Annotated in this window: 25 protein-coding genes; 5 read left to right on the forward strand and 20 right to left on the reverse strand. The window is 36.4% G+C overall.

The annotated features are described in order from the left end of the window. Positions 1 to 92: 92 nt before the first annotated feature. From IKV95_RS08805 to gmk, 11 genes are all read right to left on the reverse strand, one after another. Complete coding sequence (locus IKV95_RS08805; RefSeq protein ID WP_256084811.1) at positions 93 to 731, reverse strand: thiamine diphosphokinase; 639 nt, start codon at positions 729 to 731, stop codon at positions 93 to 95. A gap of 14 nt (positions 732 to 745) precedes the next feature. Continuing rightward, positions 746 to 1,399: a ribulose-phosphate 3-epimerase gene (gene rpe, locus IKV95_RS08810; protein ID WP_029092418.1), complete on the reverse strand. Its 654-nt coding sequence runs from the start codon at positions 1,397 to 1,399 to the stop codon at positions 746 to 748. A 1-nt stretch (position 1,400) separates the two neighbouring features. Continuing rightward, positions 1,401 to 2,285, reverse strand: a complete 885-nt coding sequence (gene rsgA / locus IKV95_RS08815) for a ribosome small subunit-dependent GTPase A (RefSeq protein ID WP_029092419.1) — start codon at positions 2,283 to 2,285, stop codon at positions 1,401 to 1,403. Between the two features lie 18 nt (positions 2,286 to 2,303). After that, the gene (pknB, locus tag IKV95_RS08820) at positions 2,304 to 4,328 is read right to left on the reverse strand and encodes a Stk1 family PASTA domain-containing Ser/Thr kinase (RefSeq protein WP_287451682.1); all 2,025 of its coding nucleotides are present in this window, start codon (positions 4,326 to 4,328) and stop codon (positions 2,304 to 2,306) included. Continuing rightward, positions 4,325 to 5,077 carry a Stp1/IreP family PP2C-type Ser/Thr phosphatase gene (locus tag IKV95_RS08825; protein ID WP_029092421.1) on the reverse strand — a complete coding sequence of 251 codons (753 nt, stop codon included), beginning with the start codon at positions 5,075 to 5,077 and terminating at the stop codon, positions 4,325 to 4,327. Before IKV95_RS08825 ends, pknB begins: the two co-directional genes overlap by 4 nt. A gap of 20 nt (positions 5,078 to 5,097) precedes the next feature. Continuing rightward, positions 5,098 to 6,435 (reverse strand): 16S rRNA (cytosine(967)-C(5))-methyltransferase RsmB, encoded by a 1,338-nt coding sequence (gene rsmB / locus IKV95_RS08830; protein ID WP_029092422.1) that lies wholly within the window; start codon positions 6,433 to 6,435, stop codon positions 5,098 to 5,100. Beyond that, on the reverse strand, positions 6,428 to 7,372 hold the full coding sequence (gene fmt / locus IKV95_RS08835) for a methionyl-tRNA formyltransferase (RefSeq protein WP_069125579.1): 945 nt from the start codon (positions 7,370 to 7,372) through the stop codon (positions 6,428 to 6,430). Before fmt ends, rsmB begins: the two co-directional genes overlap by 8 nt. Before the next feature lie 15 nt (positions 7,373 to 7,387). Further along, positions 7,388 to 9,796: a primosomal protein N' gene (priA, locus tag IKV95_RS08840; protein WP_069132154.1), complete on the reverse strand. Its 2,409-nt coding sequence runs from the start codon at positions 9,794 to 9,796 to the stop codon at positions 7,388 to 7,390. Next, positions 9,797 to 11,002, reverse strand: coding sequence for a bifunctional phosphopantothenoylcysteine decarboxylase/phosphopantothenate--cysteine ligase CoaBC (gene coaBC / locus IKV95_RS08845; RefSeq protein ID WP_120472857.1), 1,206 nt, complete (start codon positions 11,000 to 11,002; stop codon positions 9,797 to 9,799). 134 nt (positions 11,003 to 11,136) lie between these two features. Further along, the gene (rpoZ, locus tag IKV95_RS08850; protein ID WP_029092426.1) at positions 11,137 to 11,349 is read right to left on the reverse strand and encodes a DNA-directed RNA polymerase subunit omega; all 213 of its coding nucleotides are present in this window, start codon (positions 11,347 to 11,349) and stop codon (positions 11,137 to 11,139) included. A gap of 35 nt (positions 11,350 to 11,384) precedes the next feature. Next, positions 11,385 to 12,005, reverse strand: coding sequence for a guanylate kinase (gene gmk, locus IKV95_RS08855; RefSeq protein WP_029092427.1), 621 nt, complete (start codon positions 12,003 to 12,005; stop codon positions 11,385 to 11,387). Positions 12,006 to 12,188: 183 nt separating this feature from the next. Between gmk and IKV95_RS08860 the strand changes: the two genes are divergently transcribed. The 3 genes from IKV95_RS08860 (at position 12,189) to IKV95_RS08870 (ending at position 15,775) form a co-directional block, all read left to right on the forward strand. Next, on the forward strand, positions 12,189 to 13,892 hold the full coding sequence (locus tag IKV95_RS08860; RefSeq protein WP_029092428.1) for an Rqc2 family fibronectin-binding protein: 1,704 nt from the start codon (positions 12,189 to 12,191) through the stop codon (positions 13,890 to 13,892). A gap of 141 nt (positions 13,893 to 14,033) precedes the next feature. After that, positions 14,034 to 14,912 (forward strand): DMT family transporter, encoded by an 879-nt coding sequence (locus IKV95_RS08865; RefSeq protein ID WP_069120340.1) that lies wholly within the window; start codon positions 14,034 to 14,036, stop codon positions 14,910 to 14,912. 89 nt (positions 14,913 to 15,001) lie between these two features. After that, positions 15,002 to 15,775: an acetoin reductase gene (locus tag IKV95_RS08870; protein ID WP_069120343.1), complete on the forward strand. Its 774-nt coding sequence runs from the start codon at positions 15,002 to 15,004 to the stop codon at positions 15,773 to 15,775. Between the two features lie 385 nt (positions 15,776 to 16,160). Here the strand turns inward: IKV95_RS08870 and IKV95_RS08875 are convergent, their stop codons facing one another. The 9 genes from IKV95_RS08875 to IKV95_RS08915 form a co-directional block, all read right to left on the reverse strand. Then, the gene (locus IKV95_RS08875) at positions 16,161 to 16,790 is read right to left on the reverse strand and encodes a hypothetical protein (protein WP_029092431.1); all 630 of its coding nucleotides are present in this window, start codon (positions 16,788 to 16,790) and stop codon (positions 16,161 to 16,163) included. Positions 16,791 to 16,856: 66 nt separating this feature from the next. After that, positions 16,857 to 17,486, reverse strand: coding sequence for an SdpI family protein (locus IKV95_RS08880; protein ID WP_069125585.1), 630 nt, complete (start codon positions 17,484 to 17,486; stop codon positions 16,857 to 16,859). 704 nt (positions 17,487 to 18,190) lie between these two features. Then, on the reverse strand, positions 18,191 to 18,817 hold the full coding sequence (locus tag IKV95_RS08885; RefSeq protein ID WP_051536017.1) for a sporulation delaying protein family toxin: 627 nt from the start codon (positions 18,815 to 18,817) through the stop codon (positions 18,191 to 18,193). Position 18,818: 1 nt separating this feature from the next. Continuing rightward, positions 18,819 to 19,709 carry a sporulation-delaying protein SdpB family protein gene (locus IKV95_RS08890; protein WP_069134580.1) on the reverse strand — a complete coding sequence of 297 codons (891 nt, stop codon included), beginning with the start codon at positions 19,707 to 19,709 and terminating at the stop codon, positions 18,819 to 18,821. After that, complete coding sequence (locus IKV95_RS08895; protein ID WP_029092434.1) at positions 19,702 to 20,226, reverse strand: SdpA family antimicrobial peptide system protein; 525 nt, start codon at positions 20,224 to 20,226, stop codon at positions 19,702 to 19,704. The genes IKV95_RS08890 and IKV95_RS08895 overlap by 8 nt, the downstream gene beginning before the upstream one ends. 407 nt (positions 20,227 to 20,633) lie before the next feature. Then, complete coding sequence (locus IKV95_RS08900; protein WP_069119435.1) at positions 20,634 to 21,851, reverse strand: MFS transporter; 1,218 nt, start codon at positions 21,849 to 21,851, stop codon at positions 20,634 to 20,636. A gap of 289 nt (positions 21,852 to 22,140) precedes the next feature. After that, entirely contained in the window at positions 22,141 to 22,716 is a 576-nt protein-coding gene (locus IKV95_RS08905; RefSeq protein WP_029092436.1) for a hypothetical protein, read from the reverse strand. 12 nt (positions 22,717 to 22,728) lie between these two features. Beyond that, a complete protein-coding gene (locus IKV95_RS08910; RefSeq protein ID WP_069125647.1) occupies positions 22,729 to 23,352 on the reverse strand; it encodes a hypothetical protein in 624 nt (207 codons plus the stop codon). Positions 23,353 to 23,376: 24 nt separating this feature from the next. Beyond that, positions 23,377 to 24,006, reverse strand: coding sequence for a hypothetical protein (locus IKV95_RS08915; protein WP_069128821.1), 630 nt, complete (start codon positions 24,004 to 24,006; stop codon positions 23,377 to 23,379). Between the two features lie 233 nt (positions 24,007 to 24,239). On the opposite strand from IKV95_RS08915, the gene IKV95_RS08920 reads away from it, so the two are divergent. Both IKV95_RS08920 and IKV95_RS08925 read left to right on the forward strand, forming a co-directional pair. Beyond that, complete coding sequence (locus tag IKV95_RS08920; RefSeq protein ID WP_069119423.1) at positions 24,240 to 24,446, forward strand: hypothetical protein; 207 nt, start codon at positions 24,240 to 24,242, stop codon at positions 24,444 to 24,446. Between the two features lie 364 nt (positions 24,447 to 24,810). After that, a complete protein-coding gene (locus IKV95_RS08925; protein WP_152792200.1) occupies positions 24,811 to 25,098 on the forward strand; it encodes a lactococcin 972 family bacteriocin in 288 nt (95 codons plus the stop codon). Positions 25,099 to 25,132: the final 34 nt, after the last annotated feature.

Here is a 25,132-nt window from a genome sequence, read left to right on the forward strand (position 1 = left end):
CAGTCTATCCTAACTAAAATTTCTAGTCTAATGAGTAGTGGATGTTTTATAGATTGCAATTTATCAGTGTTTTTACAATGTTGAAGATACTTTCAATCGTGGCTTTGGCTCATTAAAATGAGTCCTTCAGAAAATGATAAAACACCGTGTTCATCAACAAATTCATTGCTTGAGAGTGCTGATCCAAAAGGATACGTTGCGTTGTTTAACGGGTATTTAAACCCTTCCAGCGTCAAACCGGTCACTTCTGCACTCACAACTGTAAAAGCAATGTACTTCATTTTATCTTGCTTTTCAAGCTCATATCGGCCGGGTTGATACATCTTAAGTGTGTTTTGTTTATCCACAAACGTGGTAACTGGTATCGCTGCTTGATAAGACTCATATGTAAGCATAAATAAGTTGGCTAATGTATGATCCATACGCCCACCTGTTGCACCAAAAACTAAGATTTCATCGGCTTTTTGATTTAATGCATAAGTAATACCTAGCATCGCATCCGTTTCATCTTTTTCAGCCGGATATTGTTCTACAAAAACAACATTATCTCTAACAAATGCTAATTCTTTCGAAGACAATGAGTCAAAATCGCCCATAGCGGCTTTAGGTGTAATCCCCATTTCTAATAAACGGAAAGCACCTCGATCAATCCCCACCCAATAATCATCTTTATAAGGAGTCAAGTCAGGCACGTTACTCATTGGACCACCAAGTAATAAACAGATTCTCACTAGAAGACCCCCTCTTAATTAATTGCTTTTTTCAGTGTTTCAATTGCTGCTTTACGATTTTCTTTATTATAAATATATGAACCTGCTACAAAGACGTTAACACCGGCATCTGCACAAAGTTTAGCAGTGGTTTCATTTATTCCACCATCAACTTCTATCTCAATGTCTCTGCCTGTTGCATCTATCATCTGGCGAAGTTCTTTCATTTTAGGTATCATATCCTCAATGAAGGATTGGCCTCCGAATCCAGGATTAACTGTCATAATTAAAACCATGTCAACATCGTTAATCACGTATTTCAAAGCATCCAGCGATGTACCTGGATTCAAAACAACCCCTGCCTTAACGCCAAAACTATGAATTAACTGAATCGTACGGTGGACATGAGGACAAGCTTCCACATGTACTGTAATGATATCGGCACCTGCTCGCGCAAAGTCTCCAATGTAACGGTCAGGGTCTACAATCATCAAATGAACATCTAATGGTAATTTAGTTGTCGGACGAACAGCTTCAACGATATTAGGTCCAAATGTAATGTTAGGTACAAATTGTCCATCCATTACATCAATATGAATATAATCAGCACCGCCTTGTTCAACTGCGGCAATCTCTTCACCAAGTTTTGAAAAATCGGCACTTAAAATTGATGGGGCTATTTTTTTCATGTTAATACCTCCGTTTTTTTTGTTGTATTTCAATTAAAAACGATGAATAATGTTTGTATCTAAACGCTGCAATGTCACCTGTTTCAACGGCTTCTTTCACCTTACAATGTGGTTCATTTTGATGGACACATCCACGATATTTACAGCTACCTTGTTGCATAAAGTCTGGGAAACAATAACCCAAACCTTCTGGTGTTAAGTCTGTTATATCAATTTGGCTAAAACCAGGTGTGTCAGCAATGTAGCCTGATCCAAAAGGTAATAATTCAACATGTCGTGTTGTATGTTTACCACGATTTAATGCTGCTGAAATGATGCCTGTTTCTAATTTCCATTCAGGGTGTAGTGAATTTAAAAATGTTGATTTACCAACACCTGATTGTCCAGCAATTACACAAACATTATCACCGAGCCATTCTGCTGCATGTTCTTTGATTGATTCTTGTTTGTACTCATTTAAAATGATTACTTTATAACCCATTTTAACATAGACATCCGTTGTTTTTCTGATTTCTGTTTGCTCTTCATCAGATAATAAATCCATTTTAGTAATGAACATTAATGGCGTGACGTTTTCTTTTTCAATGGCCACCAGAAAACGATCAATCAACGTGGTTGAAAGATCGGGTTCTGCTGCTGAAAAAAACAGCCATACTTGATCAACGTTCGCAATAGGTGGACGAACAAACGAATTATCTCGCTTGCCCATCGCGCGAATGTAACCTTCTTTTTTGTTGTCTGCTTGAAATTCAACCCAATCACCTACTAATGGTGTTATACCGCTAGCACGAAAGTTACCTCTCGCTCGTGTTTGGTACATTTCTTTTTCTGCTGTTTCTACATAGTAGAAGCCGCTTAATGACTTTACAATTCGACCTTTATGCAAATTCTCACTCCTTTAGTTTTATTCATAAACAACGGTATCTTGCTCAATTTTTTCGCCATCACGTTCAATAATGTAGGCACCTTCAGTTTTTGAATCTAACACAAAAGATAACGTGACATCATGGTCTTCTGTAATCGAGAAGGATTGATACACATCACTTATTTTATGCGTTTTATCTTTAAGATATATTTTTATGTTTTGTGATGTTTTTTCTTTTTCACTAGAAGATGAGTCATTGCCTTCGCCTTCGTCTTCCTCATCTTCTTTTGTAGGATCACCTGCTACATCTTCGTCACCCGTATATTTAATCGTCAGTTTTCTATCAATCGTTTTCTCCGGTTTTTCAACACCTTTAGAGATAACAACGGCTAATGCCTGACCTTTATTCATCGCTGTACCTGCTTCAGGTGTTTGTGAGATGACTTGACCTTCTGCAACCTTATCTGAAAATTCATCAGTGGTTGTCAATTCGAAGCCATTATCTGTCGCATAATCTTTCACAGAACTTTTATTGTAACCTGATAAATCTTTCAAGGTGATAGCAGCTGGTCCTGAACTAAATTCTAACTCAATTGTTGTCTCGCTAGGCACAATTTTTAAGCCTTTTTGAATACTTTGCGAAGTAATTTCATTAGTCTCTATTTCATCACTATTTACTGGTGTAGTTGTTACTTTTTTGAAGCCCGCTTTTTCCAGCTCTTCTTTTACATCATCGATATTTTTACCTCGGTAATCATCAATTGCGAATTCTTTCTTTCCGCTGGAAATAAAGAGATCAATTGTGTCACCTTTTTTGAGCTTTTCACCCGCTTCTGGATCGGTCTTAATGATATAGCCTTTTTCAACTTTATCACTGTTTTGTTCCGTTGTTTTACCAATACGAAAACCATCTTTTTGTAAACGAGCAATCGCTGCCTGCTGCGATATATTAGTGACGTCAGCTACAGCATATGTTTTTTGACTCGTGTAGTAAAAGTATGAACCCACAATCCCAGCTATGGCTATGAATGCTATGATAATAATAAGCCACCGGCGCTTTTTATTTACTTTTTTGTTGCTCTTTTTTTCTTTTTTCTGATCGATAATTGGTTCATCAACCTTATTCGTTTCCAAACCTTCAATGTCGGCAATCTTATCTTTAATTGTTGCTGTTTGAATGGGAATTGTTTTTGTTTCGGAATAATCAGCGGAATGAATATCATACGGTGCTTCATTGATACGACTAGGCATTAAGGCTGTCGCAATGTCTTCTTTCATTTCTTCAACAGTACTGTAACGATTAATTGATTCTTTTGCCGTTGCTTTCATCACGATGTTTTGTAAACTCATTGGAATATCAGGCACTTTATCTGATAGGAGTGGCATCGGTGATTGTAATTGTTGAATTGCAATGGCAACAGGAGATTCACCGTCAAACGGTAAAATACCTGTAATCATTTCGTAGAGCATGATTCCTAAAGAATAAACATCCGATTTAGGCGTCGCGACACCCCCACGCGCCTGTTCAGGCGAGAGATAATGCACAGAACCTAAGGTAGTATTCGTTTGCGTCATCGATGTTTCAAATAACGCCATCGCAATACCAAAATCTGTAATTTTAGCATTACCCTCTGCATCGATTAAGACATTTTGAGGCTTAATATCTCGATGGATAATATGTTGCCCATGCGCATGAGAAATTGCAGATAATATCTGCAGCATCATACGTACAACAATCGATAAGGGCAATGGCGCAGCATGATTAATATAAGCTTTTAAATCCATCCCCGCAATGTACTCCATAACGATAAAATGATTATCATGGTCCTCATCAACATCAAAAATATCAACAATATTAGGATGCATTAATTGTGTGGTTGCTTGTGCTTCTCTTCGAAAGCGGCGAACGAGTTGTTCTTCATTGGCCATGCTAACACGCATTAGCTTTACTGCTACATCTCGTTCCAGAATAACATCACGCGCAAGATAGACGTTAGACATTCCCCCGCTACCTATCACACGAAGAATTTCGTAACGACCACTCAGTCGTTTTCCAATTATCATAACTCGTCACCTCCCTTTTCAGAAACAGCAATAATAACTGAAATATTATCTTGCCCACCATGAGCATTTGCAGCATCAATTAGTTTTTTTACTTTATCTTCAATCGTCAGTTTCGAAGTCAACAGGGTAATCATCTCTTGTTCGGTCAAAGCGTCATTCAAACCATCTGAACAAAGCAACAAAATATCTTTGCTTTCTTTTTCGATAATCTGACATTCAACTTTTACAAATCCCGATACACCCAAAGAACGTAATACAATATTACGTCGCGGATGAATCTTCGCTTCTTCATTTGAAATTTCACCTTTTTTTACAAGCTCTTGTACCAATGAATGATCTTCTGTTATTTGCTTGAACTCTTTTTCATTAACGATATAGGCACGACTATCGCCTACATGCGCAATAGCTAATGTGTCCTCATCGATATCAATCGCACAAACAATCGTTGTTCCCATCCCTTTTAGGTCAGGGTTTAACTCGCCTTCTTGAAAAAGCTTCTCGTTAATTAATTGAAGAGTTTGACCCAACCATCTTTGTGCTTGGTCATCATCCATACGAATCATTAACTTCTCAAAATAAGTGGTTAAGTAACTCACTGTCAACTCACTGGCGATTTGCCCAGCGCGATGACCACCCATCCCATCAGCAACAACAAATAGTTGTTGTCCTGTTTGGTTTGTGATAATCGCCACACGGTCTTCATTATTTGTTCTGACTTTACCTTTATCTGTTTGGCCTACTGCTCTCATTTATATTCACCTCTATACAATTAACGAATACGCTTAAATGAAGATATATAAAAACCATCGCTAAAATTATTGTCTGGCAACAACTGTAAATCCGTTTGATCTAACGTTGTTAAATCATTTGGTAATGATAAAGGCGCTTTTTCGTAGTTAGGATGGGCTTCTAAAAAACGTTCCCATACGTTACGGTTTTCATCTTCATCAATCGTACATGTACTATAGACAAGACGGCCACCCACTTTGAGTAATGGTGCAAGTGCATCCAAAATATCAAATTGAATCACGCTAAGTGATGCCACATCTTTTGCTGTTTTTTGATACTTAATATCTGGCTTGCGGCGAATAACACCAAAACCACTACAAGGTGCATCTACAAGGATACGATCGTATAATTCTTCTTCAATATCTTTACCATATTGGCGTGCATCCGCTTGGAATGGTTTGATAATAGTATGACCTAGGCGTTTAGCACCTTGTGCAATCAATTTTGTTTTATGTGCATGAATATCTAATGCATCGATTTGTCCTTCATCATTCATCAATTCAGCAATATGAGTTGTTTTCCCACCCGGTGCTGCACAAGCATCTAACACACGCATACCTGGTTCTGGATGTAGCGCATGTGCAACAAGCATTGAACTTTCATCTTGAATTGAAAACGCACCGTATTGGAACATTGGATGATTTGCAGCATTACCACCAAATACCATGATCGCTTCAGGTACTAATGGATGAGCTTCTGCTTCAAAACCATCAGCAACGAGCGCTTCGATGATTTCATCAATGTTACCTCTTAATGGGTTCACGCGTAATGTTTGATGTGGTGGTACAAGTAAAGCTTCACCAATTTCACGTGTCTTAGCTTCGCCATATTGCGCAACCCAACGTTCTGTTAACCAAAGTGGCACAGATATTTCAATTGATAAACGTTTCATTGGCTCTTTCACTAATGCCGCAACATCAGGTTGACCTTCACGAATCGCTGTACGCAAAACGCCGTTTACTAATTTAGACACGCCGACATGTCCACGTTTTTTAGCAATGTTGACCGCTTCATTTACGATGGCATGATCGGGTACTTTATCAAGGAAATATAACTGGTAAAAAGAAACACGCAATAATAATTTGACCCAAATTTCTAATTTTTCTGGTTTAGATACAAATTGCTCCATGTAAAAGTCCAACGTCATTTGGCGTTGAATCGTACCGTAAACAAGTTCTGTTAACAAACCTTTATCAATCGGTTTAACATGATTTTTTGTCATCGCATCATGAATCAATAAATGACTGTATGCTTGTTGTTTCTCAATTTTTTCTAATATGCTTAATGATACTTCACGGACTGTTCCCACTTTATTCACCTAAACGCTTTCCGGCTTCAAGGTTTTTACCTGAGCCTCTTAAATAATCACTTGTTGTCATTCGCTGTTTTCCAGCGGGTTGGAATACTTTAATATCCACTGTTTTTCCATCGCCAGCAGCGACACGGATTGTTTGATCCACACTTACGATTGTACCTGCAGGCGCTGTTGTTTCTTCAAAACTTTCAACCACTTCCCAAATTTTCCAGTTTCCACCTTCAAATGTAGTGAAACTTGATGGGAATGGGTTCATTCCACGTACATGGTTAAAAATCGCACGTGCCGACTTATTCCAGTCAATACGTTCTTGCTCACGACTAATATTACGCGCGAAAGTTACCTCTGCTTCATTTTGCGGCACTGCAACAATTGAACCATCTAAAATTGCTGGCAACGTTTCTACCAATAAATCAGCGCCAACAATGCTTAATTTTTCAAACAGCGTGCCCACGTTATCTTCTTCTTCAATCGGAATTGCTGATTGGCTCAACATGTCACCGGCATCTAATTTTTCAGCCATATACATAATCGTAACGCCCGCTTCTTTATGCCCTTCAATCAATGCATAATGGATCGGTGCCCCACCACGTAATTTTGGCAATAATGACGCATGCACATTAATCGCACCTAAACGAGGCGCTTCCAAAAGACTGTTCGGTAAAATTTGACCATAGGCCGCTGTAATTAACAAATCAATATCCATATTGATCAGTGTTTCTAATTCTTCCGAAGTGCGTAGTTTTTCTGGTTGAAGAACGTTTAAATCTGCAGCAACTGCTGCTTTTTTAACTGGGGTTGGTGTCAAAATATGTTTGCGCCCTACTTTACGATCGGGTTGTGTTACCACAGCCTCGATGCTAATAGATGGGTCAGCAATTAATTTTTGTAATACAGGTACTGCAAAATCAGGTGTTCCCATAAAGATAATTTTTGTCATGTATGTCTCCTTGTCTCACATCATTGTATAAGGTTCGAAATCGATGGATACCGTCAAACCGTTTCGTATTTCTTTTTGATACGTTTCTAAAACGCGTCGTAACACATCCCTTAAATTGGGCTCTACTTTATATTTTATCAGACATTGGTAACGGTAGCGATTTTTTATTTTAGCGATTGGTGCTGGTGTAGGTCCCAAGAGGATTGTTTGCTCATTTAATTCACGTTTCAAGAAGCCAGTGATATTAGCAATTGTCTCTTCTCCCTTACGTTCATCAGTACTTGTCACTTGTATTAAGGCTGTTAAATAATAAGGTGGGTATCCTGTAAGTTTACGCAATCCCATCTCTTGATTATAAAAAGCGATATAATTTTGATATTGTGCCAGTTGGATGCTGTAATGATCTGGGTTAAAAGTTTGTATCACCACTTCACCTAACAATTGATGGCGCCCTGCCCGACCACTCACTTGTGTTAGTAATTGGAAGGTCCGTTCAGAAGCCCTAAAATCAGGGACATTTAATGCAGTATCTGCATTGAGGACACCCACTAATGTAATGTTAGGAAAATCGAGCCCTTTCGCAATCATTTGTGTGCCCAATAATATATCTGCTTCACCGTTACCAAATGCTGTTAATAATTTTTCATGAGCGCCTTTGCGACTTGTTGTATCAACATCCATCCGGATGATACGAATATCGGGTAATAATTCTAACAATTCTTCTTCAATTTTTTGCGTTCCTGTACCATATTGACGGATATGCTCAGATTGGCAACTTGGGCATTGGGGTGGCATTGGTGCTTGATGACCACAATAATGGCATTTTAACTGATGACGTAATTTATGATAGGTTAATGTAATTGAGCAGTTGGGGCATTCAGGAACAAAACCGCAATCACGGCACATGACAAACGATGCAAAACCACGACGGTTAAGCATCAAAACAGTTTGTTCACCTTTTTGCTGACGATCTTTAATTTTATCTAGCAACACAGTAGAAAATGAACTCGTATTGCCTTGACGTAACTCATCCTTCAAATCGACAATTTCAACCGTTGGTAATGGGCGATTATTAACGCGTTCGGGTAACTCTAGTAACTCATAAACACCCTTTGTTGCACGTGCAAAACTTTCCACATTGGGTGTTGCACTTCCAAGCACTACTGGACATTGATGGTGTTGTGCTCGCCATAAGGCAACTTCACGTGCATGATAACGTGGGTAATCTTCTTGTTTATATGTTGCTTCATGTTCTTCATCAATAATAATTAACCCAATATTGGTTAGTGGTGCAAAAATAGCAGAACGCGCACCTACAACAATATCTGCTTCCTCACGTTCGATTTTTTGCCATTCATCTAAACGCTCACCCGCTGATAAAGCACTATGAAGAACGGCAACTTTTTTTCCGAATCGTGATTTGAAACGCTCGACCATTTGTGGTGTCAACGCAATTTCTGGCACTAGCATAATCGCTTGTTTCCCTAATTTAAGTGCCTCGGCAATTGTTTGGAGGTAAACTTCTGTTTTACCACTGCCCGTAACACCATGAAGCAGAAATGTTTTAGCAATTTTTTCACGTTGCACCTCAAAAATACGTTGAAAAACTGTTTCTTGGTCTGTCGTTAAATCCAGTGGCTCTGATTTTTCAAAATGGTGGTTAGCATATGGGTCTCGATCAATTTCTTTAGCAAAAATAGTCACCCAACCTTTTTCGGCTACTGAACGTAAGACAGCATCACTAATACCTCGCGCTTTTGCTTCATCCACCCACAACTCTGTTGCTTCTAATTCAAGTAACATTGCCAAACATTTTCGTTGTGCTTTCGCTTGATTCCCTAAACTCTCAAGAGCTGCAATCAACTCAGTTTCTGTTAAACAATTTTTCAATGCGCGTTTTGTTTTCTTGGTCTCTTTACTCGAAACACGATAAACCGTTTCAATGTCACCTGCTTGAATCCAGCGCTGTAACGCGGTCACAAACTCACTATCTTTTACAGCTTTCCAATCAAGCGTTTCAGAACCTTCAAACAGTTTAACAGCTGCGGTATTGTCCCAATTTTTCAATACAAAATACTTTTCATAGGAACCACGCATTAAGTTGGGTAACATCGTTTGGAAAATTGAAATTCTGAAATTAAGTGAATCTTGCGCCATCCATTCACCCAACGCTAACATTTCAGGTGTCAAAACGGGTCGTACATCAAAGATATCGACGATTTCTTTTAATTTTTTTGTATCGGTAAGAGCTGTCACATCAGCGACTGCTACGACATACCCAAGCAACTGTCGTGGACCAAATGGAACAGCTACACGCATTCCTGGCAGGATAACGTCTTGCCACTGTTCTGGAATCAAATAGTCAAAAGGGCGGTCAACAGTCATCGCAGGTGTATCAACAATTACCTTTGCAATAATCGGCATTTACTTCACCTCAATCAAAGGTAACGCAATAATAGCCTTCCAAATTAACAACGCTGTTTCTTCTTTAGTAACGAGCGGTAGTTTTTTCATGTCATTTGCTGTAATCAATGTCACTTGGTTTGTATCAACGCCAAATCCTGTATCTTGTCGAGAGATATCATTTGCAACAACCATATCGAGGTTTTTAGCTTCTAATTTCAAGCGTGCATTTTTTTCGACATCTTGCGACTCAGCAGCAAAACCAATCAACAATTGTCCTTGTGGTTTATTTTGACCTAAAGTTTTTAGTATATCTGTGGTACGGATAAAATGAAACGCTTCTTTGTCGTCGTTGCTTTTCTTAATTTTATGTGGACGATAAGCATCCGGAGTGTAATCTGCTACAGCAGCCGCTTTGATGATAATATCCATCGTTTCACTGCGTTGCGTCACTGCTTTATACATATCCTCCGCCGATTGAATTGTGATCACTTCAATCCGTTCATCAACAGCAAGATTTTTCACGCTAGTGACCAACGTTACGTTAGCTCCTAACGACGCTGCCTCATTCGCAATCGCAAAACCCATCTTACCTGTTGAGCGATTCGTTAAAAAACGCACTGGATCGATTGCTTCAATTGTAGGTCCAGCAGTAACAAGTACATTTTTACCTGCTAGTGTTTGTTCTTTCGAAAAAAAACCATCAATATTGGCAACAATTTTTTCAGGCTCTTCTAGACGGCCTTTTCCAACGTAGCCACATGCTAATATACCTTCAGATGGTTCGATAAAACGAATACCATCTTCAAATAATTGATTGATTTGGCGGATAATTGCTGGGTGTTGATACATATGAACATTCATAGCAGGAGCAACCCATACAGGCGCTGATGTTGCTAAATAAACACTCGTTAGCATGTTATCAGCAATTCCTGTTGCCATTTTACTAATTGTATTGGCAGTTGTTGGCGCAATTATCATTAAATCTGCCCAATCTGCCACTTCAATATGAGCAATTTTTTCAGGATTAGGCTCTATAAATGTATCAGTATATACCGTATTTCGACTCATCACCTGGAAAGTAAGCGGCGTTACAAATTGTGTGGCATTTTCAGTCATAATGACTTTGACATTGTAGCCGGCTTTTATTAATTGACTGGTTAAGGTTACAGCTTTATAAGATGCGATACCGCCTGTAACACCTAGCACAATATTTTTTTTCATCATCGTCCCACCTCGCTTATTCATACAGTCTATTTTACCACGATATTAGTATTTAGGCAGTAAATAGCCACGCTATTTCTCAATAGATTTAAAAAAAGAGCCAACTCATTTTAAGGAGCCGGCTCTCAATTTTAAATTTAATCTTCGTATCCTTTTGCAGGAATCATTTTCAACGTTTCAGCATCGATTTCTTCTAATGCTTTACCAACATTTTTAGCAGATGAATAATTTTCCAAAGTCATGCTATTTGGTTTTTCTAGCATTTCACGAGCACGCTTTGAAGCGACAGCTACAAGTGAATATTTTGAATCTATTTTTTCTAATAATGAATCGATTGATGGTTTAATCATCATTTTGACATTCCTCCAATTTATAATCGTTGGGTTTATTCAACAATTTCATCTAACATTGAGCGATACTTAGGATACATCCACTTTGTACGCATATGTTCAATTCTAACAATATCTTTGATTTTTTCAACAGCAAGTTCGACTTCATCGTTAACCACTGCGTAATCATAATGCTTCATCATTTCAATCTCATGATGTGCTGTTTCCATACGCTTATCAACAACATCACTTGTTTCTGTTCCGCGTCCAACAATACGATTTTTCAACTCTGACAAGTTTGGCGGAGTTAGGAAGATAAAGACAGCTTCCGGCATTTTCTCGCGTACTTGCATCGCACCTTGAACTTCGATTTCTAGAAAGACGTCTTGCCCTTCTGACAATGTTTTTTCAACATATTCCAGTGGCGTTCCATAATAGTTATCTACAAATTGCGCATACTCTAGCAATTCATCTTTTTCAATCAATAACTCGAATTCCTCTTTCGTGCGGAAATAGTAATCAACGCCTTCTTCTTCACCGGGGCGTTTTGTGCGGGTTGTCATCGAGATTGAATATGAGAAATTAGTGTTCTCATCTTCAAAGACAGCACGGCGTACCGTACCTTTACCAACGCCAGATGGTCCTGATAATACAAACAACAAACCTTTTTCAGACATGAGACTACTCCTTTTATTTAAAGTCATCTCTAATATTACTTGTAATCCGTCAGAACTGCAAGTAAAAATTGATATCCTGTTAGATATTTTTTCCTTAACTCTCGCTTTTTAGACCTTTCCTTCCCATTAATATCTATCATCATGTTATAATTAATAGGTTAAACAACAGAAAGGGTGAGAAATTTGGCTTTTGACAGTCTCTTTCTATCCGCTATGACACAAGAACTTACTGAAAAACTTGTCGGCGGTAGAATTATGCGTATCCAACAACCGTATTCACAGGAATTGATTTTTGTCGTAAGAAATCAACGTAAAAACCATAAATTACTTATATCTGCTCATCCAACTTATGCACGTATTCAAATCAGTGATTTGGAAACAACAAATCCTGCAGTCCCACCAAACTTCTGCATGATTTTGCGTAAATATATTGAAAGTGCAGTGATTGAATCGATTGAACAAGTGCCCAATGAACGTATTTTAAAATTTAATCTTCGTGGTAAAAATGAGATTGGCGACGAGCGTCTCTGTGATCTTTATGTTGAAATCATGGGCCGTTACTCTAATATCTTGCTAGTAGATAAAGAAAAAGGCACAATTATTGATTGTATTAAACATGTTTCGATGGCCTACAACTCTTATCGAACACTTCTACCTAATGCAACGTATCTATTACCACCTGCTCAAACAGAAAAAATTGCACCAAAAGACTTAACCGTTTCAGATATTGAAGCAATGTTAGCAGATGAATTACCCTTGGCTAAACGTTTGGTACAAGTTGTAGCTGGCTTCTCGCCATTATTTGCTCGCGAAGTTGTAGCAGCTGCTACTGATAAAAATGATCCTAATGCTATTTTAATAGCACTTAAAGAATCTATGAAACAGCCTATCGTGCCTACTTGGACTATTACAAACAATAAAGAGGATTTTTACCACTTTGAGTTAGCGACTAGCGACACTGTGGTTAAAAAATTCGACTCACTCAGTGAGCTGTTAGATAATTTTTATGCTGATAAAGCACGTCGAGACAGAGTTCATCAAATTGGAAAAGATATTGAACATATGTTACAGCTCGAAATTAATAAAGCTGAACTTAAAATCACCAAGTTAAACCAAACGCTTGAAGAAACAACGAAAGCGGATGATATTCGTTTACAAGGTGAGTTATTGACGACTTATATGCATGAAATTAAAAAAGGGATGTCAAAAATAAGAGTTGTTAACTATTATGATGATGAAGGTAAAGAGGTCACTATTACACTTGACCCTCTTAAAACACCCTCTCAAAATGCACAGGCTTATTTCAATAAATACCAAAAACTTAAAACAGCAGTGATTATTGTTGCTGAACAAATAGCTAAAACTGAGGCAGAACTGCTTTATCTCAACAGCGTTGCTGAACAAGTTCATACAGCTTCACCTGCAGATATTGATGAAATTCGTGACGAGTTGATTGAACAAGGTTACTTACGCGCTAAAAAAACAAAAAATAACCGAGTGAAAAAAGCTAAAAAGCCAAATCTGCACCGTTATGTTTCATCGGATGGTACTGAAATGTTCGTGGGAAGAAATAATATCCAAAATGATTATTTGACACATCGTTTTGCTCATAAGATGGATACTTGGCTACACGTTAAAGACTTACCAGGGTCACATGTTATTGTGAAAAGCTTAGAGCCAAGTCAAGAAACGCTTGAAGAAGCTGCTAATATTGCAGGCTACTACTCTAAAGCATCACTGTCATCACAAGTCCCAGTTGACTACACGTTAGTCAAACATGTACACAAACCAAATGGCGCTAAGCCTGGTTATGTTATTTATGATCATCAAACAACCCTCTTTGTAACACCAGATAAAGAGTTAGTTGAGTCATTAGAAGCTAAATAACGAAGGACCATAAGCAATACAAACAATCTTTATTATTCAAACTTGATACGGAGATATACTCTCCGTATTTTTTTATCTGAAACTTAAACCTTACGCCTTAAGTTTACATAATAAAATTACATTAACCTACAGGGGGGCACTATGAATAAAATAGCTTTAATACAATTATCGATTGCGATGGCAATCTTTGGGTCCATCGGACTTTTTTCACGCTTGACTGGTTTACCTGCAATTGAATTGATTTTCGTTCGTTCAATCTGCGCCACACTATTCCTTTTAGCAGTATGGCTACTCACCCGTACGTATAAAAAAGAAACCTGGGACAAACGCGAACTGTTAATGATTACACTCTGTGGCGTCAGTAACCTTTTTAATTGGATTTTCCTTTTCAAAGCATTTGAAGTAATTTCTATCACAGTTGCCATCTCGCTTTACCACATTGGACCAATTCTTATGCTCGTTGTTGGGGCAATGATCTACCGGGAGAAATTATCACGCGGTATTATGATTGCGATGTTTGCTTGTTTTGTCGGAACTATCTTTATAATGGGTACCGATGTTTTCACAGCTGAAACACCAAATTGGCAAGGCATCAGCTATGGCCTTTTGGCAGCTGTCTTCTATGCAAGTACCATGTTATTAGGAACCACCTTCCATAAAACAAGTGTTTATATGACGACATTAATACAAATGTTTACAGCAGTTGTGTTACTTGCTCCTTTTATTAAATACGATAGTTATCAACATTTAACAAATACACAATGGTTTTACGCTTTATTAACTGGTGTTGTTCATACCGGTATCGTCTATTTACTGCTCTATAGTAGTATTCGAAACCTCACACCCACTGTCGTCTCATTTATGGTATTTATCGATCCTGCAGTTGCGATTTTGCTAGACATCATTATCATCGGCTTTTTACCTTCATCGTTACAAATTATTGGTATTTTAGCAATATTCTTTGGTCTTTTTTATGCTATTCGACCTCAGAAAAAGGTACTCATCCCACCTGCAAAATAATTTTAAATCAAATCACTAGCATATTGTTAATAGGTTTGTTAAAATGCATTTGTAAGCGGTTACCAAATCTAACTAAAGGAGATGTTTAAATGAGTAAAGTAGCAGTAGTGACTGGCTCAGCTGGTGGTTTAGGTAAAGGGATTGCACAACGTTTAGCGAAAGATGGTTTTAAACTTGTATTACATGATATTAATGGCGACATGCTCGCCGATACATTGAAAGAATTTAAAGACAACGGTATTGATGCGGTCGCTGTCACCGGTGATGTTTCGAAACAGGCAGATCAGCTCAATTTAGTTGCAGAAGCTGTAAAAGCCTTTGATCATATTGATGTATTTATAAATAATGCAGGCATTGATGCGGTTTCACCTTTCTTGGAGATTGATGAAGCACAATTAAATCGCTTGTTTTCAATCAACGTCAATGGTGTGGTTTTTGGAACGCAAGCAGCCGCAAAACAATTCATGAAACAAGGTACTAAAGGTAAGGTAATTAATGCCTGTAGTATTGCTGGGCATGAAGCGTATGAAATGCTCGGTACCTACTCTGCGACAAAACATGCGGTTAAAGCATTTACACATGTCGCTGCTAAAGAATTAGCTTCGGAACAAATAACTGTCAATGCCTACTGCCCTGGAGTAGCCAAAACAAGTATGTGGGAACGAATTGACGAAGCAATGGTCGCGCGTGATGACTCTATGCAACCAGGTGATGCCTTCAAGAAATTTTCAGGTAATATTGCTTTAGGTCGTTACCAAACTGCTGATGATGTTGCGAATTTAGTATCATTCTTAGCATCAGATGACGCTGACTATATCACAGGGCAAACTATTTTAACAGATGGTGGTCTTGTTTATAACTAATCGTTCTATAAACAATGTAAATAACGGTTGATCTTTACTTTTGATATAACTCGAACAGTCACATTAGTGGCTGTTTTTTTATTATAGAGAATTGACTAGTACGATTATTGTGTAAGTATGCGTACCAAAACAAACCCTCAAAATTCCCTTCACTAGTTGTTTTAAACATCATGTTTTTGGAAAAAGATATTTTTAATTCCCCCTATAAATTTGTTGTAGTGACTTAATTTTATAGGAACTTTGAAAATGTTACTGTGTGTTTTTATGAAAATAGCTATCAGTGAAAACTCACAAACACTGTAATTTATAGAGCCTAAAAACATTAACATAACTGAAATAAATAAGTTTTTCGTACAACTATTTACATGGATTATGTTAAAAAATTTCATTTTGTTTTTTCAACTTCATTTAGAAGACTTAAGGTCATCTTCATCAACAGAACCATCAAAACAATTGACTGCAAGAGAAACCACGTTAAATCAGTTGAAAAGAAGTTATACACCATTAGAAATATGACGATAACGACGTATGCTTTTCGTTCTGTTTGTGTCAAACGGTACTTAACAATCTGATAACCTACGACCTTAGCTGACATACCCGTAACAGGCACTTTTAAAATTGGATTGAAAATGGCTTCATATAAAAGGACTAAGGGAAAAGCGAACGCCAAATATTTATACGGTGCTTGGTTGGTCATCATTGGTACATTTAGCACCGATACAACAGCGCTTATCACTTGAACTATATTGAGCACACGTATTACTTGTTGCCTTGTTATATTGTCACCTATTTTTTTTGATTTAAGGAGCCAAATCGATATTATAAACATCAATAGACTAAAGCCTGCAAAACTAATAGTAATAGTAATAAATGCGTGCATTTTAGGTTCATAGGCATTAACCCTCACCCCATCAGAATGCATTGGTAACTGATCGGGTAACGACTCCCAAATTAACCACCAGAAAAAAATTCCTGCGACATTAAGTAGAATAAAATACAGCAGTTGTTTTTTCATCTAAAAAACTCCTTTTCAATTATATATAGGCGCTATAAATTATAAAATAGCAACTTACACTTAAAATCATTTTGTTTTTTCAACTTCATTTAAAAGACTTAAAGCCATTTTCATCAACAGAACCACAAAAACAGTTGACTGCAAGAGAAACCACGTTAAATCAGTTGAAAAGAAGTTATACACAATTAAAAATACGACGATAACAGCGTATGCTTTTCGTTCTGTTTGTGTCAAACGGTACTTAACAATCTGATAACCTACGACCTTAGCTGACATACCCGAAACAGGCACTTTTAAAATTGGATTGAAAATGGCTTCATATAAAAGGACTAATGGAAAAGCAAACGCTAAATATTTATACGGTGCTTGGTTGGTCATCATTGGCGCAATTAGCACTAGAAAAACAACGCTTATCACTTGAACTATATTGAGCACACGTATTACTTGTTGCCTTGTTATATTGTCACTTATTTCTTTTGATTTAAGGAGCCAAATCGATAGGATAAACATCAATAGACTAAAGCCTACAACACAAATAGTTATAGTAATAAATGTGTGCATTTTAGGTTCATAGGCATTAATCCTCGCCCCATCAGAATGCATTGGCAATTGATCAGGTAACGACTCCCAAATTAACCACCAGAAAAAAACTGCAGCAATATTAAGTAGAATAAAATACAGCAGTTGTTTTTTCATCTAAAAAACTCCTTTTCAACTTAATTTAAAAAGTAACCCCAACGATACTTCCTGATTGGACTAGCAAACTGACACCTGTTCCTCCTGTAATAAAACTTATGGAAGCAACGACGAATATAATTAAACATCATTTTTGTTCGATAACTTCATATTTAATTTTTAAAAAAATGGTTGGTCTTTTACCATGCCGATGGTATTATTCGATGGGAATTAAAATAACAGGATAAGATCTTAATATCACGAGATTTTTTAGTTTAATTGTGACTGCTCTATCAGAGAGTATACGCTAATGATGAATATATTAACTTGTGTTTATCATCATGAACCTGCCTGAAAAATTAAGTTCTACAAAAACACAAACGATTGCTCAAGTTTTGAAGCATAGCCAGCAGTATCGAAATCTTACTCTGGCAACAATAGTCATTGATAGAACCAATAAAAATAGTGCGCTGGTTCGAAATTGAAATATAGGTTTTTTAAAATAATCACTCCCTATGTAAGTATCAGTTAACACTTATAACTGATACCACAATAAAATTTTTCTCAAATATATATTATCAAAGATTAAATATTAACTGTACTTCCAATCAATTAAACGTCTTTTTAAATTTATACATTACTAATAACAAAGTAATTAAATCACTGATAATACAATAAAATATTTCTCTTCAATTAAAAACAAAAATATTTTTATAATTTGGTGGTTAATTAAAGTTTTCAATAACGTTATTGATTAATTTTTCGAATCCAAATCTACTATTATTATCCCCCTCATAATAGGTTACTTTTGAGTGTTTAATCCCTACCTGTACATATACGCTGACGGTGTAAGCAAGATGCGCTGCTCCTGCAACAGTTGTGAAAATAAGTCCTGCATATACCACAACAAGAAGTCCGGCAACTAATTGTCTAGAACTATCAAGAGAGTTTTGTACTTCCATATTGAAAGATTTCATATTTTCTTGAAAATACTTACTACCTTGAGCAATTTGTTGTTTCACTTTCACAAAATCTTTTATATATATCGCCTGTTCTAATTTTTTAAAGTAATCAGGATCTTGTTTTTTTACATACGCAATATTTTCATCAATAAATTGTTTTGTTTCAGGTTTTGATTGTGCTTTTTCCACCTGCTTAGCGACTTCTACATTCATTTTTTTACCTGCTTCACCTTGAAAAAAGAAAATACCTCGATAAAGTTCCTCACCACTAAAATTCTTTGTTAAAGCGCTTGCTTGAGTTTTCTGAGATTGTGTGAAATAGTGACTTGCACTAGCAAAACAACAAACCACAACAATTGCTATAATAATGTGTTTTAAAGAACGTTTCATCCTACTTCCTCCTCTTATTTTTTTGCCATACAAACACTTGCTCTAATGGTCGTAAATAAATAATCAACATTGCTAACATTGCAATTGAAAAGCTTATTAAACCGAGTAAAACAGCAATTAATTCATGAAATAATACGGCACACCACAAAACTTTTGACCAGTTATTTTTACTCATAAATAAAGCGCAGACTAGCAGCAGTTGAATAAATAATGTTACCCACGTAATCACAACTATAAAAGGACTTGCTAACAAAAAGTGCAGTGGGTTCATTAGAAAGTTTGGTAAACCAAGCATTGGATCTAATAGATAATAATAAACAGCAGTACCATCTAGCCATTCATCATTATCTAATTTAGCTGTAAATGAATGGAAGTATAAAATCGCAACTTGTATGCGAATAAAAACATAAGCAATATAGGCAATTGTTTTGCTATAGTGACGATTAATTGAACTTATATTTTGCCAATGCCATTTGCGATTATCCGTAAGAGCAATCGGTAATAACAGTAATGCCATTACTAAATTAACTTGTTCTCCACCATCTATAGTTGTCGCACCAGAATTAATACTGTAGGCAATATAAAGATGAAAAAGAGAAGTGACACGCGGACGCCAACCACTCATAACAACCAGCAATAAGATTAAACATATAATACGAATTAAATTTAGTGCAAAAGAGGTTTCAGGAACAAACGAAAACATACTTAACGTATCTGTTTTAACCCATGTCGGGTTCCCAGATGAAGGTCTAAATAATAGCGTAGCATCATTGAAGAATAAAGTGATAAACAAGGAAAAAGCGAAGATAGATCTAACTAAACCATATACATTGGTCCAAGGATTAAATGACGTTATTCGTTGATTGGTCCATTGACTAAGATGTCTAATCATCAATTAAAACCCGTAAAACCTTACTAGGCATGGTTGTGTTTTGATATTTTGCCCAGCCCCAAGGTAATGCTTCCTGTTTAATAAAACCAATGTCTCCTGTAATTGTTGGGGAAGGAGTTAAATTTTTCAATTTGATAGGGGTTAATTTTTTCAATGCGGTTAAAGGCTCTTCCGTTGTTGTATGCCAGTCCTTGGATAGCAAGTTTTCTTGTAGCAAACCAGTTTCAATGCCTTGTGCTCTCCCATAACGTTTAAGACCGAACCAATTGCTTGCTCGATTATTTGGCCAACTAACAGCTTGTTTACCTGTTTTAATTGAAACAACTTGAAATGTGATGTCACGAGGATCTTTACTATAAAAACCCCAGCCTTGCGGAAACCATTGCTGCGTTTTAATCATCTTTCCAAACGGTAGCTGACTGATTGGATTCTTTGCAGTTACTGGCATTAAAGCATACAGATAAAGAACACTGTATAGCAGTATCAAACTTACAAATAAAATAAATTGCTTGGTCATTTTAACAACCTCCCAATATAATAATATAAAATTAACAAGGCCTTTTATAAGGTCAACTTAACATTTGTAGTTTAAAAAAGTCAATAGATATGCGACATTAATCTGTTTTTTCAGTCTTTTTGAAGAAGCTAAATAAACAGTGTAATTCCACTAAACAGCCTTTTAGCGGCTGCTAATCATCTGAAAATTGATTATAAACTGTTTCATCTCTCATATCTTCGTCGAAAAACTGTTTTAATTCGTTGATTAAACAAGCGGCTTGTCATCCTATCATTCCGCCTCAAAAAAAATAACATCCTGACGGCAACGTCAAAATGTTATTCTTCAATATATTAGTACTAAAGCAGTATCGCTCTTTTATTCAAATGATGGACCATTATTTTAGCGTCACCTTTTGTGAGTATCACTTAATCCAATTCAAGTTGTTTTGTTTCTGTTCCGAGGAAAACAACAGCTAAAACACCCACTAGAATGGCACCGCAAAAGATGCTGAAGATTGTATTAATTGAAGAGCCGTTCGATAACATCATTCCGACTAACAATGGACCTAACACCCCTCCTAAACGTCCGACAGCTGCTGCCATACCTGTTCCAGTCCCACGAACGACTGTTGGGTATTGTTCTGGAGAATAAGCATACAACGCTCCCCAAGCACCTAGGTTAAAGAATGATAAGAACATTCCCGAAATAATCAACATCATCGTTGTATCTGCATTACCAAATACCAATGCCGAAATTGCTGTCCCAGTGAGGTAAGCTGCTAATACAAACTTTCGTCCAGCTCGTTCAATTAACCATGCGGCTGTAAAATAACCTGGCAATTGTGCAAGCGTCATAATCAACACGTATTCAAAGCTTTTAATTAGGCTAAAACCTTTCATTGTCATGACTGACGGCAGCCATAAAAACATGCCATAATAAGAAAAGACAACGGTGAACCAGACAATCCATAACATCAACGTACGACGTTTATATTGTTTGGACCAAACCGTTTTGATATTTTGCCAAACGCTGCCTTTTTCCTGTTCTTTTTTTGCTGTGAAACGTGGTGAATCTGGTAAGTGAATGCGTAAATAAATCGCATAAAGTGCAGGAATTGCCGTAATCAACAATGCAACTCGCCAACCGTAAGTTGGAATAACAAAGTAAGAAATAAGTGCGGCTAATAACCAACCACCTGCCCAAAAACTTTCAAGTAAAACAACCACTCGACCACGTTCGTGTGCTGCAACACTTTCCGATACTAATGTTGATGCAACTGGTAGCTCACCACCAAGCCCCATCCCAACAATAAAGCGCAATACCATAAATGCAGCTAAAGATGTTGTGAACGCTGACAATCCGTTCGCTACCGAAAACACGATCAATGTAATCATAAAGATATTTTTGCGTCCTACTCTATCTGAGAAAACACCAAAAACAAAAGCTCCAACCGCCATCCCAATTGAGTTGACACTACCAATCCAACCCATCTCTGTCGGTGTTAACTGCCATTCAATTGCAAGTGCCGCGATAACAAAAGATAAAATTCCAACATCCATTGCGTCAAACAACCAACCAAAACCAGCAACTTTCAACAACTTGTTACGTGAAATCGTTTGTTTCTCATTCTTCTTTTTAGACATAATATCCCCCTTAAAGAAACATTCCCTTAATATTTCCTCAAGACCAAAGTTAACCAATAATTCTGACTGTTATGCTTCAGTCTTAATAAGTTCTTAGAAAAAGATTTAAACTAATGTTTTGAAAATACATTGAGTTTTAAATTACATTTTCGACACACTCACAGAAATACGTCCTTAACATTTCTTCTTTGTCCCTTTAATATATACATAAGCTTCTAGAAAAACAAGGGTTCTCTCAAAAAAACATCTCTTCTAACCCCAAATTAATGAAGTTTTAAGAGATGTCCTATTATTTATCTGCTAGACGTACATTAAAGAAAAATATTGTTTTATATTGCTTAATAAAGTCTTTATCTTGCTGATTCTTTAAAAAGTTTGAAAATGTTATTTTAGTATTTTGGACATCTGGATTTTCATCAAACGCAACATAACCGAAGCGCTGCTCTTTATTAAAATCTCTCAAAAAGGCAGATTTAGAAATTTGACCTGAAACCATTTGACCACTCAGTTTATCGACATCTTTAAGTTTAATATGCTCTTGTCTCTCCTGCTTACCTTTACCTGATGTAAACCAAAAATTAGCAAAGGCATCCTTCTCGCTCAAAACACGCAAAGTTCCTGATCGTTCTTCATTAGCTAATTTTATTTCTTCAGTTGATGTTAAAACGCCGTTATCATAACGCTCCACAGTAAAGATAAAAGGCTTATCAACATCCGCTTTGGCCACCTTATAATCCATGGCAAACAATTCATCTGTTTTAATTTTTTTAGTTCCTGAATCAGATGATTGTGTGATGTTAAAGCCACACGCACTTAACATAATTACAGCAACAATGATTGTTCCTAGTAACATTTTGTGCTTCATTAGGTTTCACCTCTATTTATTTATTTTATCGTCGATTAGTTTAGCCTTAAAGACATATAATTCATCAAATTTTGCTAAAGATTGCTTGGTTTTTCCATCAGCTTCTTTCACTAGCTTCCGGTTTTGATCCACTGAAGAATCTAGCATCCCTTGAGTAGAAGTCACGATATTTAGATAACCTATCACTACTTCTTTTTCACTTAATGACGTTTTTCCTGTGACTACATTATCAATCATAGAAGCCATTTGATGCTTATGTTCAACAAAAGAAGGCTCCCAAGAGGATGTTGTGTATTGATTTCTGACACTTAAGTAGACACGATTTTTTTCGACAGGCGATACACTTATCGTGAAATAATTAGCTTCTGATACAGTTATAATGACTGGTTCAAATGATTTAATATACTCGCCTTTTGTATAGTGTTCCAACGTCAGAGCAATTGCTTTTTTCGTCATATCATTCTTGTTCAGTTTATAATCAAAACCCATCATGTGTGCGCTGGATTCCTCAGTAGAAGCAAGTTTATGCATTTTTATGTAGCTTGTTTTGGGCGGTAGTATAAACATAAAATAGGCCAAGCTACCGATAGCAATAAATAACACTACGGTACTAATCAAAATATTCTTTTTAGACATTAAATCTCCCCCAAAAGGCAGTTTTTATTTTATGGCTTTTTTAAATTCGGCAGTAAAAAGATAGAGATCATCATAAGCTTTTAATGCTGCTATTTCTGGTTTAGGTTGATTATATTTACCAATGAGAGCCGCATCATCTTTGCGTGACAATACACGTTTGTTGTCTTTTTGACGATAAGCATAACCAACGACCGGTTTGTTTTTGATCGCCGTTTTTTCAGAAAGCGTTCCATCCGTTACAAATTGATCCTTTTCTTTTAAAACAACAGGTTTTTCTGGCCAGTTAGTAATTGTACCATCATTTACTAAACTAAATTGATAATCAGTATGGGTAACATCATTTTGATCGAAGAGAAATGAAATTTTAAAGTCACCTTTTTTTTCAGCTAAACCCGTTGCTAAAGGTTCACTCTTCCCAATACGTTTTCCGTTTTTGTAATGTGTCAATGAGACAACCAATGTGCGTTCAGCATCGGTTTTGTTCAAACGATAATCAGTTCCAATTAAATGTAGTACGCCTTTCCATTCATCTGCCCCCACTAAATCGTTGCTTTTTAAATAACTTTCTTTCGGTGCTTTCAGTAATAACCAACTTGTAGCTCCTCCGATAATAAGTACTAATATAGCGAGTGATAATAATGTTTTACGTTTCACTGTGCTCGCTCCTTTCTGTTCCATTTTATTATAGCATAGCACTTCATCGTTATTACTTGGATTTGAACACTGAAAAGTAGACTTGAGTAAAAACCTTGTTACAACAACGTTTATGAGCTAACAACTTGTGGTTGAACACCTTATTTTAAACACTTTTTATACAATTACTTTGAACAATCGTATATAATTAATTTTAGTAACAACAAACGATTGAATAAGAATAGAGGTTGCTGATGCGAAAAAAATTAAGAAACATGCTTATTTATATAATTTCATTTCTAATAGCCTTTCAAATAATAAAAGCAGCTAGTAATACCTTCTTTTTATATACCGCTGTAGATGTAACGATTGGCAGCGAATTTATCACAGTTTTAATACTATTTGCATTGACAGCAACATTTGCTGAAACAACCATTTTAATTATTAAGAAAAAGAGCTAGAACAATGAAAAAAAATTCATATCGTTTTCTCTATTCAAAAGTGTCTGATAATACTAATCAGACACTTTTTTTATGTCCTCAAACAACTAATTATTTTATCCCGTACCAAGTAAATCATTCAATTAATAGCAGAATCATATTTAAATTCCAAGTGTTTTTAAGTAATATAATATCCTCCTATTTATTAATACTAAATCGCCCTTGAACTACATCTTCTTTCACAAAGAACAAACTAAAAGACTAGCTTTTAAATATAAATAGTCTTAAAATCACGAATTACCGGTTTTGTTTTAGTTTGATTTTAACTATTAAGTCATGGTATGATTTATTCGTAAACAGGTTTGACAATAAGGAGGAGATTGTTTTGAAGAAAATATTATTGCTATCTATTTTAACAATTGGTCTTTTAGGATCAGTTGCAACAACAGCACTTGCTTATGAAGTAAACGTTGGTGGTGGTACATGGAATTACGGAAATGGTAAGATTTATTCTTGGTCAAATTATTATCATAAAAGTAAAACACATAAATCTTCTGTGACTGTCGGTAATTACACAACCTCTAGTGATTGGATATCTAAAAATAAATGGGCTAAAGCCTCAGCAAAAAAATCATTGTGGAGTACGTCACAGTTTTACTGGAATACAAAATAAACAAAAATAGCCTGTGAACTTTTATAGGATTCAG

Source organism: Brochothrix sp. (assembly GCF_017549435.1).
GTDB classification, from domain to species: Bacteria; Bacillota; Bacilli; order Lactobacillales; family Listeriaceae; genus Brochothrix; species Brochothrix thermosphacta.